Origin of the sequence: Ekhidna sp., from assembly GCF_965212185.1 — a bacterium.
Classification (GTDB): Bacteria; Bacteroidota; Bacteroidia; order Cytophagales; family Cyclobacteriaceae; genus Ekhidna.
This window is the reverse complement of record NZ_OZ243102.1, coordinates 3,108,240-3,123,540: the sequence shown is the minus strand read 5'-3', so window position 1 is coordinate 3,123,540 and position 15,301 is coordinate 3,108,240. Positions and strand designations below refer to the sequence as shown.

General features: G+C 36.4%; 15 protein-coding genes. 9 read left to right on the top strand and 6 right to left on the bottom strand.

The features are described 5' to 3' along the window. Positions 1-13 precede the first annotated feature (13 nt). The gene (locus ACOMC3_RS13630; protein ID WP_420316434.1) at positions 14-2,176 is read right to left on the bottom strand and encodes a peptidase domain-containing ABC transporter; all 2,163 of its coding nucleotides are present in this window, start codon (positions 2,174-2,176) and stop codon (positions 14-16) included. Continuing rightward, positions 2,173-2,850: a TetR/AcrR family transcriptional regulator gene (locus ACOMC3_RS13625; protein ID WP_420316433.1), complete on the bottom strand. Its 678-nt coding sequence runs from the start codon at positions 2,848-2,850 to the stop codon at positions 2,173-2,175. Before ACOMC3_RS13625 ends, ACOMC3_RS13630 begins: the two co-directional genes overlap by 4 nt. A gap of 393 nt (positions 2,851-3,243) precedes the next feature. Between ACOMC3_RS13625 and ACOMC3_RS13620 the strand changes: the two genes are divergently transcribed. The 3 genes from ACOMC3_RS13620 to ACOMC3_RS13610 all read left to right on the top strand — a co-directional run bounded on the left by ACOMC3_RS13620 (position 3,244) and on the right by ACOMC3_RS13610 (position 6,652). Further along, positions 3,244-4,491 (top strand): efflux RND transporter periplasmic adaptor subunit, encoded by a 1,248-nt coding sequence (locus ACOMC3_RS13620; protein ID WP_420316432.1) that lies wholly within the window; start codon positions 3,244-3,246, stop codon positions 4,489-4,491. Positions 4,492-4,549: 58 nt separating this feature from the next. Beyond that, positions 4,550-5,260 carry an ABC transporter ATP-binding protein gene (locus ACOMC3_RS13615; protein WP_420316431.1) on the top strand — a complete coding sequence of 237 codons (711 nt, stop codon included), beginning with the start codon at positions 4,550-4,552 and terminating at the stop codon, positions 5,258-5,260. A gap of 90 nt (positions 5,261-5,350) precedes the next feature. After that, positions 5,351-6,652 (top strand): TolC family protein, encoded by a 1,302-nt coding sequence (locus tag ACOMC3_RS13610; protein ID WP_420316430.1) that lies wholly within the window; start codon positions 5,351-5,353, stop codon positions 6,650-6,652. A gap of 6 nt (positions 6,653-6,658) precedes the next feature. Here the strand turns inward: ACOMC3_RS13610 and ACOMC3_RS13605 are convergent, their stop codons facing one another. The 4 genes from ACOMC3_RS13605 to rsfS are packed head-to-tail and all read right to left on the bottom strand — an operon-like array spanning position 6,659 to position 10,708. Continuing rightward, the gene (locus ACOMC3_RS13605; RefSeq protein WP_420316429.1) at positions 6,659-7,438 is read right to left on the bottom strand and encodes a hypothetical protein; all 780 of its coding nucleotides are present in this window, start codon (positions 7,436-7,438) and stop codon (positions 6,659-6,661) included. Further along, positions 7,419-8,210, bottom strand: a complete 792-nt coding sequence (locus tag ACOMC3_RS13600; protein ID WP_420316428.1) for a UDP-2,3-diacylglucosamine diphosphatase — start codon at positions 8,208-8,210, stop codon at positions 7,419-7,421. The genes ACOMC3_RS13605 and ACOMC3_RS13600 overlap by 20 nt, the downstream gene beginning before the upstream one ends. A gap of 2 nt (positions 8,211-8,212) precedes the next feature. Next, the gene (ftsH, locus tag ACOMC3_RS13595) at positions 8,213-10,279 is read right to left on the bottom strand and encodes an ATP-dependent zinc metalloprotease FtsH (protein WP_420316427.1); all 2,067 of its coding nucleotides are present in this window, start codon (positions 10,277-10,279) and stop codon (positions 8,213-8,215) included. Between the two features lie 51 nt (positions 10,280-10,330). Continuing rightward, positions 10,331-10,708, bottom strand: a complete 378-nt coding sequence (gene rsfS / locus ACOMC3_RS13590; RefSeq protein WP_420316426.1) for a ribosome silencing factor — start codon at positions 10,706-10,708, stop codon at positions 10,331-10,333. A 44-nt stretch (positions 10,709-10,752) separates the two neighbouring features. On the opposite strand from rsfS, the gene ACOMC3_RS13585 reads away from it, so the two are divergent. From ACOMC3_RS13585 to nadD, 6 genes are all read left to right on the top strand, one after another. Further along, positions 10,753-11,511: a biotin--[acetyl-CoA-carboxylase] ligase gene (locus ACOMC3_RS13585; protein ID WP_420316425.1), complete on the top strand. Its 759-nt coding sequence runs from the start codon at positions 10,753-10,755 to the stop codon at positions 11,509-11,511. Between the two features lie 92 nt (positions 11,512-11,603). Beyond that, a complete protein-coding gene (gene ahcY, locus ACOMC3_RS13580; RefSeq protein WP_420316424.1) occupies positions 11,604-12,911 on the top strand; it encodes an adenosylhomocysteinase in 1,308 nt (435 codons plus the stop codon). Positions 12,912-13,179: 268 nt separating this feature from the next. After that, the gene (locus ACOMC3_RS13575) at positions 13,180-13,770 is read left to right on the top strand and encodes a sigma-70 family RNA polymerase sigma factor (RefSeq protein ID WP_420316423.1); all 591 of its coding nucleotides are present in this window, start codon (positions 13,180-13,182) and stop codon (positions 13,768-13,770) included. 119 nt (positions 13,771-13,889) lie between these two features. After that, entirely contained in the window at positions 13,890-14,075 is a 186-nt protein-coding gene (locus ACOMC3_RS13570; RefSeq protein WP_420316422.1) for a hypothetical protein, read from the top strand. A gap of 53 nt (positions 14,076-14,128) precedes the next feature. After that, complete coding sequence (gene gmk, locus ACOMC3_RS13565) at positions 14,129-14,695, top strand: guanylate kinase (protein ID WP_420316421.1); 567 nt, start codon at positions 14,129-14,131, stop codon at positions 14,693-14,695. Between the two features lies 1 nt (position 14,696). Then, the gene (gene nadD, locus ACOMC3_RS13560; RefSeq protein WP_420316420.1) at positions 14,697-15,269 is read left to right on the top strand and encodes a nicotinate (nicotinamide) nucleotide adenylyltransferase; all 573 of its coding nucleotides are present in this window, start codon (positions 14,697-14,699) and stop codon (positions 15,267-15,269) included. The last annotated feature ends 32 nt before the right edge of the window (positions 15,270-15,301 follow it).

The window sequence follows — 15,301 nt, the reverse complement described above, 5'->3', positions numbered from 1 at the left end:
TCTAAATGGTCCATTAGTAAATCTCTTTAATGATTTCTTCTCGCTTAATAAGGTCGTCAAAAGGATCCAATGCTTTTGCCGCCCCATCTTCCATATAGAGTACTTTGTCACATGCCGCCATTACAAGCGGGTCATTAGAAACCACAATGAGCGTCCACTTTTTATCTTCCCTCGTGAGCATTTCAATCAACTTAAGGCGTTCTCCTTTTGTGAAAGTGTTAAAGAAGTCATTGAGAATAAGCATGGCTGGTTGTTTTGCCAAGCACCTTGCTAAGACTAATTTGTTCACAAACGATGATGAAAACCCTTTGCCTGCACTCAACACCTGAGTGTTTAATCCATTATCCAAAGAATTGATGCTTTTTGATAGCCCCACTTCTTTGATTGCGTCAAGTGCATGATTAATATCTGAAGTAGGCTTTCCAACAAGAATATTCTCCAAAATGGTACCTTCAAAAATATCCTCCTGAGATACGTTTTTACCAATTTTATCCCTTATGTATGTTGAATCAAGGTCTTTTAAGGATAAGTCATTGTAGGTTAAAACACCATCATAATTCTGATGAATACCAGCAATAATGTTCGTCAGTGTGGTTTTTCCAGCACCACTTCCACCACTTATACAAAGTGAGCTACCTTTTGGTATTTCAATATTTAAATGTTTCAGAGAGGGATTTTTTGATCCTGGATAGATATAGGTGACATCTTCCAATGTAACTTTCAATCCATCGGCCATTTGGGATTGTGGAATGTCAATTCCACCTGGTCTTTCTAATGGTAGGTCTGTAACATGAGAAATTTTATCCACTGCAGTAAGCATGTCATAAACAACATCCATGTACATGATAATTTTTTCTACCGAACCAAGGACCAAAATGATGATTACTTCCGATGCAACAAATTGTCCTAAAGTGATTTCTCTTTGAACAACCAGGAGTGTACCAAGAATTAAAAGTCCGCCGGTGACCACTGCTTTAAATAAGAGAATAAATGAATATTGTGAGATGAGCACTTTGAAATGAGCGCTCCTGTTTTTTAAGTAGTTATTCACATAATAGTCAGTCTTTTTTAGAGGAAGAATTGTGTTCCCAGCAAGCTTAAATGAATAAAGAGTTCTTGCCATCTCCTCTAGCCAATAGACCACCTTGTACTTATACTTTGATTCCTGGATGGAGCTTTTTAAACCTTTTGGGCCGGTTAAATAGAAAATAAGGAATAATAGACCTAATAAACCCAAGCCAAACAGAATGAAGAATGGGTGATAGAAGGATAGCAATAACAATCCAAATATGATCTGAATTACACCGGTAGATAAATCAATCAACAATTTTGGTAATCCTTTTTGAAGTGTCAGAACATCAAAAAAGCGATTCATGAGCTCCGGCATATGCAGATTTAATACAGATTCCATTTTGATGCGTGGCACACGAAATGCAAATTCAAATGCTGCTTTTGTAAATACCCTCCGTTGTAAGTACTCTACAATGGTGATTTGAAGAACTTGCAAAACTCCCGTTCCAAGAACCCCTAATATGATTAAGCCTATTAGTAAGTACACTGAACTGAAAACCACCCCTCCTGAAATCAATTCAACAGCGGCCTGAATTCCCAGCGGCAAAGTCAAACTCACTAAACCGATGAGCGCTGCGTAGACATACACGTAGAAAATATCTTTTCTGTCCGCAGATAACAAATTAATTAACCTTTTAACAGGAGTGATTAAGGAAGATTCTCCATTAGCTGTAAAACTTTGATAAGCGAAGCAGGTCAGTGTTAGAATTTCCCCTTCAGAATTCGTGGAGAAATTGATTTTTTTGAAGTCTGGAGTTCTTAACTCCCGTAGCTGTCCTCCGGGGGTAATAAACTCAAGCAGAACTTCTTTTTTTCTCTTACTTATAAATGCAGGATGAAAACCATCTTGTTGAATAAATACTATGGTTGGAGATGCAGTGTCAGATATAAATTCCTGAAGTGTTTCATGCTTCATGTGTTTCTCAAAAAGGACTATACCTCCTTCATTTCCAGCTTCAATTAAGTCTCTTTGAAATTCAGCGAGCTCATTATCTTCATAGAATCTTGATATTATGTCAACTCGTTCCAGCTTTGAAATATTTAGATCAATATCAAGCTTCGTCGCACATTCCTGCAGACACCTTATAATTTGTTGATTATTCATGATTTCAGTGAACTAAATATTAAAGATGTAAGGAACTCACAATTACGATCGTACATTTTTTCTTCTTTTTTAATGTCTGTGAGCCTGGGTAAATGCTCTGCGAAAAATATCTGTTGATGAGCTGCCTCAAGACAAGTACTTGTGAGGGATCTTGAAAATTTAAATGCTGGATTAATTTCGAGCATATAAGAAGCTATTGTCATGCAAAGAGATTTATAACCTTTAAATAGCCCTTCTCTGTTTATTTGATCCACATTTTTAGTAAGATAGGTTTTATCCGATTCACTAATCACTATTCTCTGCAATACGCTTTCACTTATTCCTGGAAAATTGTCGTCATCTGCCAGTTTACTTGTAATAAGTTGTATTGCAATTTTTAGTTTTTCTTCAGCATTTGAAATATTGTGGGTTTCGAAAGTGATTTTGTATTCAACATAATTCCAATACCAAGCAATGAGATAAACAAGTAATCTATGCTTATTCTCAAAATATCGATAGATGGAAGCTTCAGTCGAATTGATTCTTTTTGAAAGCTTCTTGAAGGTAAAAGATTCAAATCCTATTTCATCAATCATGTAAATGCCCTCCTGTACTATTTTTTGGCCTAAATCTGTTGATTGAGGATCTCTTAAGTAAAGAGCAGTATTCAATTGAATTTGAAGTTTTGCTATCATAATAGATTATTTCACTATCAAGTATAATAGTAATGCTATCATAACGAATAATTTTCTTATTGGTTCACATTTTTTTTTCAATTGAACTTTTACTAATATTGAAGTCATTAGTCCTTTTTATTTTGAGTTTTTGACCTTTGGGTTCAGGTGTTAGTCCTCCTGAACCTTTTTTTTTGACTGAAGTCACCAAATCTTCCTCAGCATTTTCCTGATTTTTATTTAGAAGCAAGAATGAAGTGATCGATTGCGAACACTTTTCTGTACCATTCTGTACATAGCATCATCTGGCTTTGTTGAAATAATTAGCATAAGAGCCTGTTAAATAGGGTTTTATGATTAATGGCATTCTTATTGGCATAGAAGATCGACGAAACCTAAACGACCAAATTGTCAATGGACAGAAAGATTAAAAAGAAGAAGTGGACCATTAAGAAAATCAGTATTTACTGTGGCAGTGGATTACTTGTGGTCTTTATAGTATACAATTTCTTGCTCTCAGGTGGTGGAACCCGCCTGAATGTTGAAAGAAATAAAATCAATATCGCTTCAGTGATAGAGGGTGATTTTCAGGAGTTTATCCCTGTGGATGGCAATGTTTTGCCAATAAAGACAATTCGGCTAGACGCTATAGAAGGAGGAGTTGTTTCGAAGAAATATTATGATGGAGGTATCCTGATAGATAAAGGGGATACTATTCTAGCATTAGCCAATAATGATTTAGTGCAAAGTTTTGTCCGTGAGGAAACTCAAGCATCCATTTTGGTGAACAATCTAGAAAACACCAAGCTAAGCCTTCAAAGAAATCAGTTTGATCTTCGAAGGAGTCTAATTGAGCTTGATTATCAAATTGATGCGGCAAGAGATGCATATGAGAGAGGTGAAAAACTCTTTGAAGAAAAAATCATTTCAGAGCAAGAATTTTTGAATCTGAAAAGAGAATACAATCGATTGATAGATAATCGGGAGATCCAAATTGAATCCAACAGATTCGATTCTTTAAATGCAGTTATTCAAATAAGGCAGACTGAGGAAACTTTATTAAGAACCCGAAATAACCTCGATATGATAAAAAGGAATTTGGACAACTTATACATCAAAGCACCAATAGATGGAAGATTGTCCACTGTTGATGTTGAAGTTGGGGAATCTATAGGCCCTGGTCAGAACATCGGACAGATAGATGATCTGAATGGATTTAAGGTTCGTGCAACTATTGACGAACATTATATATCTAGAATATATGCAGGGTTGCAAGGAACGTTCACGTTTGCTGGAAATGATTTCGGTTTGGCGATTACAAAAGTGTATCCAGAGGTGAATAACGGACTATTTGAGGTAGATATGGCATTCGACACCATTCCAAATGGAATTAGAAGAGGTCAGACGCTCCAAATCCGTCTGCAACTGAGCGAAAATATTACAGCTGTTCAGATTCCTAGAGGAAGTTTTTATCAGACTACCGGTGGAAATTGGATTTTTGTTGTGAATGAGGATGAGACTGAAGCTGTAAGAAGAGACATAAGATTAGGCAGACAAAATCAACGATACTACGAAGTAGTGGAAGGATTGCAACCTGGAGAGAAAGTTGTTGTCTCTTCATATAGAGGATATGAAGACAAAGATATCCTTGTGATAAAGTAACCAATTAAAAAAAAGAAAGTAATTAATTAGAACCCAAAAGACTAAACTCAATAAAATCATGGAAAACGCTAAAGCACTTATTCAAACGAAAGATCTAAAGAAATTTTACTACACAGATGAAATTGAAACAACTGCCCTTGCAGGTGTAAACCTAACTATTAAGGAAGGTGAGTTTGTTGCGATTATGGGGCCATCTGGTTGTGGTAAATCAACATTACTCAATATAATTGGACTATTAGACAACCCTTCAGAAGGTGAATTTCATTTCACTGAACTGGAAATCTCTGGGTATAAAGAGAGACAAAGAGCGGATCTTAGAAAAGCAAATATTGGATTCGTATTTCAGAGCTTCAACCTAATTGATGAATTAACAGTTTTTGAAAACATCGAACTGCCATTGATTTACTTGAAGTATTCTGCAGCGGAAAGAAAGAAAAGAGTAGAAGAAGTGATGGAGCATATGAAAATTATGCACAGAAGAAATCACTTTCCTCAGCAACTTTCTGGTGGTCAGCAGCAACGTGTGGCAATTTCAAGAGCAGTGGTTGCAAAACCTAAATTAATTCTAGCGGATGAGCCCACGGGTAATTTGGACTCTGCAAACGGACAAGAAGTGATGAACCTACTTACTGAGCTTAACGAAGCTGGGACTACAGTAATTATGGTGACTCACTCTCCTGTAGATGCAGAATATGCGCATCGTGTTGTACACTTATTTGATGGTCAGATCGTCTCTGAAAACATCAATGCTAAAGAAGCTTTAGTGTAATTCTCTTCATACTTACACATAATCAGCCCCGACCCATCATCATTGATGGGTTGGTAGCTGTGCACTAAAAAACCTTCAAAGACCTTTACTATGCGGGAATTTATTTTCGGACTTCTTATAACTTTTGGATTTGTAGCGTTGGCACAAGTCGAAGGACGTATACTGACACTTGATGAGTGTATTGAAATGGCATTGTCAAGAAATTTGACGATCAAACAAAATCAAAATACGCTGATTGGCGCCCAATCCAACAAAAGACAGGCGTATTATAATTTCCTCCCGGATTTGAATGCCAACTTAAATCACTCTTATTCAGATGGTAGTGATATTGTGGCCGGTGATGTAATCGCATTTACAAGTTGGAACGGAAGACCCAACATTTCATCTAACGTAATTATTTTTAATGCTTTTTCAAATCATCATTTGCTTAACAGAAGACAACATGAATTTGAATCCTCAAGGTATCTACTAGAAGATAGCAAGATAGCTATCAAAGCAACAGTAATTAGAAACTACCTCAATGTTTTGGTAGACACAGAAAATAAGCGTATTTCAGATCAAAGACTTGATTTTCTGGAAGAGCAATTGGACAGGGAAAAGAAACGAGTTACAGTCGGTGTTGGAAACCTTGAAACGGTTTACAATTTCCAATCTCAAGTTGCAAATGAAAAATTGAATAATGTTAATTTAAATAATCAATATCGAGCTGATCTTTTAAATCTATTGCAATCCATTCAAATCGAAACTTATCAAGGCATCACTTTGGAGCCATTACAGATAGATGATGTTGAATTTCTAGTTGAGTATGATGAGTTTAATGAGGTTTTAGATGAAATATTAAATTATTCATTTAGACTTAAAAGTGCAGAGGAGAGTGAAGTCGCTGCTGAGTCTCAGCTAAAGCAAGTGAAAAGTGGAAGGTACCCAACACTATCTCTGTTTGGGCAGCATGCAAGAAATTTCACCTCTCAAAACGATATAGATTACACCAATCAGATTAAGGATACTCCAACCAACTTTGCTCAGCTGTCTTTCCAAATTCCTATTTTCAATCGGTACAGAATACAAAATAACATTGATAATACACGAGTGGTCATGATGAATGCTCAATTACAGTCTGATCAGGCTTTGCTTAATGTAACAAATGCAGCGCAAAGAGATTACTTGGATTTACTAGCAGCACAAGCGTCATACGAAACAGCTCATGAAAACTATGAAGCATTGAATCAAACCTTTGAGTTTATTAAGAAGAGATTTGAAACGGGAAATACTGACTTTTATTCTTATCTGGAAAGTCTTAACAATAAGAATAGGGCAGAAGGACAATTAATTAATGCAAAGTATACGATCGTACTGAGAAAGCGTATCCTGGATCTCTATAGAGGAAAATAATATCAGCTACTCTGTGTAATTGTAAAAGGACAGCTTTCTGTCATTGATATAAAGAAATTTTTCTTTCAGTTTTAATACCCCATCAGGATTTCCTTTCAAAGAAATCTTGCCGATATCACGTCCGGATATTGGATCAAATTGTAGGATTCCTCCCTGTGTAAAAGCGAGTAATTGATCGTTAATTAATTGAAAATACCGCATGTCGCTTATTTGTTTGGAGTAGACTCGCCCCCCATATTGATCCAATACGTGGATGCCTTGATTATGACCAACAATCAAAAGATTTTGGTATGCCTGAATTTTATTGATTGAATCTCCAAGGTCAAGCTGCACTTCTAGCACCACACTTTTTCGTAGTGTGCTTATTTTTATTAATCGTTGAGGATTATTTTCAATTACCCAGATATCTCCATCTGGTGCAGGGCAAGCAATCATCCCTAATTGAACGCTATAGTCCTGTAAGTAGTAATTTTTCGGAACTGAAGAGAACCTATCTAGAATGGTGATTTGTTGATTATCAAAGTAGAAAATAAAAGGTTTTAGATTGTTCTGAACATCAATTAGTGTGATTGAAGAAGAATTAGATAATGCAAAATTTTCAAGCAATTCTCCTTCTGAATTGTATTTAACTAATCCACCATCTTTAAAACCTAAATAGAAATTCCCTTGAATATCGGCAGTATAATAGCTAGCCGATTTGTTAATCTTTAATTCACCTGTTTTTTCCCAACTCTGAGCTTGAATAAGTGAAGGTATAAAAACGAGACTAATCTTTAAAAACTTCAAGAGTCGCTTTTTCACCATCGAATGCAAGATAGTTACATTGTGAGACCCACTCGCCCAAATTATAATAAGTGGAATTTTTATTTACAGTAAGTTCCAGAGGAAGGTGACGATGACCAAAAACATAATAATCATGATGAAGTTTCTGATCCATTTTTTTGCAAAAAGTTAACAATTGTTCGTTCTCTTCTTCCTCACATTTTTCATTGAAGGCCCCTGAAGATAATCGACTTTTCTTACTCCAATATTGCGCTATTGAAACGCCAATATCAGGATGAATCCATTTATACAGCCATTTAGAAAGTGGGTTTATAAAAACCTTCTTAAGAACCTTGAATGTTTGATCGCCTGGTCCCAATCCATCACCATGACCGATAAGGAATAGTTTGTTTTGAATATCGAGCCTGACAAGATTGTTATGAATTTGAATATCTAGCTCGGAGCTAAAATAATCTTTCATCCACAAATCATGATTGCCGGTAAATATATGAATAGGAATTCCACGATCTCTTAGCTCAGCTAATTTACCTTGAAATCTAAGGAACCCTTTGGGCACAACAGTTTTGTATTCAAACCAGAAGTCGAAAATATCGCCCAATAAAAAAATGGCTGAAGCATCTTTAGATACATACTCCAGCCATTTTGCAATTTTCTTTTCGCGTTTTAGACTTTCTTCTTTGTTTGGAATTCCAAGGTGGAAGTCGCTTGCGAAATAGACTTTCTTGTCTGAAGGTAGCTCCTTATAAGAGCTAATTAGCTCAGGATGTACCTTCATGTTTACTTGTCTTTACCTGCGGTAGATTCTTCTTTTTCGACCGCCTCTTTTACTTCATTTTTTACCTTATCTAAATTTTTGGCTTTTTTCTCCTTCTTTTTTTCTTTCTTTTCATCTACATCATCAGTTCCATTTGTGAAGGCATCATAAGTAGTTGGAGTCTTAAATGGACGCTTACCAATCAATCCTTCAAGGTCAGACTGGAAGATGATTTCTCTTTTTAGAAGTTCTTTAGCTAATATTTCAAGCTCACTTTGTTTAGACTGAAGCAGTTCCTTTGTTCTTTTATATGCCTTATCTATGAGTGCCTTAACTTCCTTGTCGATTAGTTCTGCCGTTGCATCAGAGTAAGGCTTAGTGAAATTATAATCAGACTGTTTGGAATCATAGAAAGACACATTTCCTATCTTCTCATTCATTCCATAGATAGTAACAATACTGTAAGCAAGTTTGGTAATACGCTCTAAGTCACTAAGAGCACCAGTTGAAATTTTGCCGAAAATGATATCTTCAGCAACTCTTCCGCCCAAAGCCATACACATTTCATCAAATAGCTGCTCCGTTTGATACAAGAATTGCTCTTTTGGGAGATACTGAGCATAACCCAAAGCTGCGACACCTCTTGGAACAATACTCACTTTTACCAATGGATCAGCATGCTCCAGAAACCAGCCAGCTACAGCGTGTCCTGCTTCGTGGTAGGCTACAATTTTCTTTTCTTCTGGAGAAATGATTTTATTTTTCTTCTCAAGACCACCTATCACTCTATCGATAGCATCCTGGAAGTCTGTTATATCTACTTTTTTCTTGTCTTTACGAGCTGCAATAAGAGCAGCTTCGTTGCAAACGTTCGCAATTTCAGCTCCTGCGAATCCAGGTGTCTGAGCAGCTAGTTTTTTAGTATCAACATCTTTAGAGATTTGGATGGGTTTGATATGAACTTTAAATATCGCTTCTCGCCCAACTATATCAGGCTTGTCAATGCTGATTTGACGATCAAATCTTCCAGGTCTTAATAAAGCTGAATCCAATACATCTGGTCTGTTGGTTGCTGCAAGAATAATTACTCCTACGTCTGTAGAGAAACCATCCATTTCTACCAATAGTGAATTCAATGTATTCTCACGCTCATCATTAGAACCAGGCATCTGACCTCTACCTCGTGATCGGCCTATTGCGTCTATCTCATCAATGAATACAATGCAAGGTGCTTTCTCTTTTGCTTGCTTAAATAAATCTCTCACTCGAGCTGCTCCTACACCAACAAACATTTCTACAAAATCAGACCCAGATAAGGTGAAGAAAGGAACACCTGCTTCTCCTGCGACAGCTTTTGCCAGTAAGGTTTTACCAGTTCCTGGAGGGCCTACAAGTAGAGCACCTTTTGGGATTTTACCCCCAAGCTTGGTAAACTTTTCTGGGTTTTTTAAAAACTCAACGATTTCACGGATCTCCTCCTTGGCTTCCTCCAAGCCTGCAGCATCTGAAAAGGTAATTTTTACTTTATTCTGAGCGTCAAATAATGAAGCTTTCGATTTTCCAATATTGAAAATTTGACCCCCAGGTCCACCGCCTCCGGTCATTCTTCTCATCAAGAACCAAAATCCAAAAATCAATAGTATCAAAAATCCCCAGTTGAAGAATATATTGGTGTAGTCGCTTCTTTCCTCAATCTGATAATCGTATCGTTGATCCTCAGGAAGTTCAGTCATTAATTCCTCATAATCTCGAACAAATTTTTCGATACTTACAATCTCTACCTTATAATGAGGTCCACCTCCAGGATTTAGAATGCTTCTATTCTGCTCTAATTCTATTTTATATTTAGTATTACTTAAAGCTTCTGGTTTTAGAGTTATCTCAATGAAATCTTGATTTTTTATTAAAACCACCTTTTGTACATCATTGGATTTAATCATTTTTTCAAATGATCTAAAGGTGGTAGTCACAGCACCACTGTCATTAGAGAATATGGTTAATCCAATGACTAGAGCTAGTAATCCGCCGATTAACCAGCCCTGAAATCCAGGTCTTGGTTTGGGTGCGTCTTTTCTTTTCTTATCGGGCATATTTTTGTTTCTCCTGTAAAAATTTGGTTTAGCTAACGAGGTATGTTGGTATTAGTTTTCTTCTACGCGTGTAATCTTCGCATCTCCCCACAATTCCTCTAATCCGTAAAAAGTTCGTTTTTCTTTATTAAAAATATGAGCAACTACATCTACATAATCTAATAATATCCATTCTTTGTTTTGCTGCCCCTCTCTTTTCCAGGGGTTTTGTTTGGAATTCTTATGAATTTGTTCCTCAACAGAGTCTGAAATGGCATCAATTTGTGTATCAGAATTACCACTGCAAATCACGAAATAATCAGCGATTGCATGTTTTACATCCCTCAAATCCATCACCACAACGTCAATGGCTTTCTTATCCAACATCCCATCTACAACCCACTCACTCAGAACTTCCGAATTGACGTCTTTACTTACTTTCTGGTTCACTAATAGTTTACAATTAATTTTGCCGCAAAGTTACATTAATTCTATTGCATAAATTCTTTGCCAAACCCTTATTCTTAGGTAAAAAAGTCCTTTTTCTGCCAGAATGTCATTCAACTAATGATGAGTTGATGAATTTGGCCAAAAATCCTCATGAAGCAGAAGGTCTGATAGTCTACTCAAACGATCAAACGAGTGGTAAAGGCCAAAGGGGAAATCAATGGTTGGCTGAATCAGGTAAAAACATCCTGATGTCACTGTTATTGAGACCTAAGTTTCTCGATCCTAAAAATCAATTCTACCTTAACCTAATAGCGGGGTTAGCCATTGTAGATGCCATTGAGTCTTTAACAGACGGAAATGTGACATTAAAATGGCCGAATGATGTCTATCTAAATGGAAAAAAATTAGCTGGGATCTTAATTGAGAACAATTTGCGTGGGAGCAATCTTGAATCTTCAGTCGTCGGGATAGGATTAAATGTAAATCAGAAAAGTTTTAACATGCCTAAAGCAACTTCTTTAAGACTTGAAACCGGGCAAAAATATGATCTTCAAGAGATTCTTGAAGAATTAACCGTTCAAATTGAAAGATGGTATTTGAAATTAAAATCTGGAGAAAACGACGTTATTCTTAGCAAATATCATGAACTCCTCATGTGGAGAGGTGAGCAAAGAAAGTTTAAGGTGAAGGAGAATGAATTTCTTGGGGAAATTATAGGAATTGATGAGCACGGAAGACTTGCAATAAATCACCATCACGGTCTTCATTATTATGGAATTAAGGAAGTAGAGTTTATAAGTTAGTACTATTTGGCAGGTATAGAACCTTAATGATCTTTAAGGGTTATATCTTTGCACTCCCAAAACGAGAATTGAGATTGAAATTATTATAAATAATGAGCGTAACAACAGAAAAATTTAAAGTAAAAGACATTGCCCTTGCTGATTGGGGCCGGAAAGAAATTGAACTGGCTGAGGCTGAAATGCCGGGTTTGATGGCGTTGAGAGAGGAATATGGTAAAAGCAAACCATTAGCAGGAGCCCGTATAGCAGGTTGTCTTCATATGACAATTCAAACTGCTGTATTAATTGAAACATTGGTTGAGTTGGGTGCAGAAGTAACATGGTCATCATGCAATATTTTCTCAACTCAAGATCATGCTGCTGCGGCTATCGCGAAAGCTGACGTTCCAGTGTATGCATGGAAAGGAATGAATGATGAGGAATTTGATTGGTGCATCGAGCAAACACTATTTGCTTTTGAAGATGGCAAACCTTTAAATATGATTCTTGATGATGGTGGTGACCTAACCAATATGGTTCTAGATAGATATCCTGAATTGGTGAAGGATATCAGAGGATTATCAGAGGAGACTACTACTGGAGTTCACAGATTATATGAGCGCATGAAGAACGGCACCCTCCCAATGCCAGCGATCAACGTAAATGACTCAGTTACTAAGTCTAAATTTGATAATAAGTATGGCTGTAAAGAGTCACTTGTTGATGCAATAAGAAGAGCTACTGATGTCATGCTTGCTGGAAAAGTTGCCGTAGTAGCAGGTTATGGCGATGTAGGAAAAGGTTCTGCTGCATCTTTAAGAGGGGCAGGAGTAAGAGTAATTGTTACAGAGATAGATCCAATTTGTGCACTACAAGCTGCAATGGACGGGTTTGAAGTGAAAAAAATGTCTGATTCTGTTTCAAGAGCTGACATTGTAGTTACTGCCACCGGAAATAAAGATATCATTAGAGGTGAGCACTTCGAGAAAATGAAGGACAAAGCGATTGTTTGTAATATCGGTCACTTTGATAATGAAATAGACATGGCATGGTTGAAGAAAAACCATGGTAACTCACATATTGAGATTAAACCACAAGTTGACCTTTACAACGTGAATGGTAATGATATAATAGTACTTGCTGAGGGTAGACTGGTAAATCTTGGATGCGCAACAGGTCACCCATCATTTGTAATGTCAAACTCATTTACGAATCAAACATTAGCTCAATTAGAACTTTGGCAAAATCATGAAAATTATGATAACGCTGTTTATATGTTGCCTAAGCATTTAGATGAAAAAGTAGCAGCATTACACCTGGCTAAGATTGGAGTTGAATTAGATACTCTTTCAAAAGATCAGGCTGATTACATTGGCGTTGAGGTAGAAGGACCATTCAAACCTGAGTATTACAGGTATTAAAATGTATTTGATCTTAAATAGAAAAGGATTCTTCTAATTAGGAGAATCCTTTTTTGTTTTATAACAATATCTGACTCAATGACAGGTTTTTTGGGATTGGCAGGCTTTATGTGTATTTTATATAGATGCGATTTATTATTTATCAGTGAACATTCATTGGATAAATAAGTTCTAATTGTATTGTGCATGACATGCTAGAATTTATTTAGAACTATTCTAAATCAGACACGTATGTTGATGTACATACACATAAAAATGTGAGAAGAGAATGACCAATCAAGTAGATACTCCAGTAAAAAGATCTTATTCTGAGGTGAAAAAAGTGCAAGTCTTTGATGGCGAGTTTATGCCACATATCGACTCCATGTACAATTTTGCTTATCGTTTGACATTTGATGAAGACGATGCAAAAGATTTGGTTCAGGATACATACATGAAAGCCTATAGATTCATTAATTCGTTCCAGGAAGGAACAAATGCAAAAGCATGGTTATACAGGATCTTGAAGAATAGCTTCATAAACGACTACAGAAAGAAAAGTAAACAACCCTCTAAAGTTGATTATCAAGAGGTTGAGCAATTTTACAATTCTGAAGACACACCAAGCAATGCGACAGTAGATCTCCGAATGGAGACAACTAAGGATATGATTGGCGATGAGATCAGCAATGCTTTAAATTCTTTAGCCGTAGATTTTAGAACAGTCGTTATACTCTGTGATCTAGAAGGATTTACTTATGAAGAGATGGCGAAAATTCTAGATATTCCAATTGGTACAGTTAGATCGAGATTGCATAGAGCCCGTAATCTGCTAAGGGAAAAATTGGGGACCTACGCTTACTCAATGGGATACAACTAGGCTGGAACTTTTTTAATCAACTCACGATTCCATACTAAACGAAATACGTTCTAGAAATGTCAGATTGTCCCGATTGTGGTTGCAGTGATTTTGATAAGTGCTTGAGGATATTGAATCTCATGTTGGATAACGAAGCTACTCCTGCTCAGGAAGAATTCTTTTATGGTCACATTGAAAAATGTATGGTGTGTTTTGCTCATTACAATGTTGAAAAACAAATAAGACAACTTTTGAAAACAAAGCTTAATAACAAGGACGTTCCCTTCGCTCTGGCTGACGAAATCCGAAGAAAGATTGTTTCTTAATTATTGTTCAAGATAAATTGTGCCACCAATTCATTCGGTCTTAAATTCGCCGGATGGAGGGAAAGGCTATCATATTTTCAGCACCATCTGGAGCAGGCAAAACTACCATAGTTCATAGCTTGCTCGATAGAATCCCCAGTTTAAGATTTTCTATTTCAGCCACTACCAGACCTAAACGCCCAACCGAAATTCATGGTCGGGACTATTATTTTTTATCTCTTGAAGAATTCAAATACAGGCAGTCTTCTGACTTAATGGAATGGGAGGAAGTCTATGCAGACACATTCTATGGCACTCTTAAAAGTGAAGTTGAAAGAATTTGGGGGGAGGGGAATCATGTGATATTTGATGTAGATGTAAAAGGAGGAAAAAAATTAAAAAAAATCTTCGGAGATAAAGCATTATCAATATTTGTCAAGGTAAAAACCGAGGATGTGTTGAGAGAGCGATTGCAGATGCGAAAAACAGAAAGCGCAGACTCACTCAACCAGCGAGTGAATAAAGCTGCTGAAGAAATGAAGGAAGAAATTCATTTTGATAAGGTGGTTCTAAATGACGATCTCGACAAGGCTATTTTGGAGGCTGAGATTCTTGTTAAAGATTTTATTAAAAAAACCTAAAATGGAAATAGGGCTTTTTTTTGGTTCGTTTAATCCTGTTCATACTGGCCATATGATTATTGCCAATCTTGTTAAAGAAACCACGGATGTTCAAGAAGTTTGGTTCATAGTCAGTCCTCAAAATCCTTTTAAGAAAAATAAAAACTTACTGCATGAATTTGATCGAATTGATATGGTCAATGCAGCCATCGCAGATGATTATAGTTTTCGGTCGAGCGATATAGAGTTCAACATGCCTCGTCCAAGTTATACAATTGATACCCTAACAATTCTTCAGGAAAAACATCCCGATAAAAAATTTAGACTAATTATAGGAGAGGATAATTTGGCTTCATTTCCTAAGTGGAAAAATTACGATCAGATACTTAAGCATTTCGGTCTTATTGTTTATCCTCGTCCACATTCCAAAACTTCAGAACTGACCTCTCATATAAATGTAGAGATGATAGAGGCCCCTCAAGTAGACATTTCTGCTACTTTAATTAGGAAATTGGTTAAGAATGAAAAATCAATCAAATACCTGGTTCCTGATCAAGTAGAAGGATTAATTAAGAAAAAAGGATTTTTTAAATAGGTAGAAGAATTACTATCTAGTCTTTCGTTATA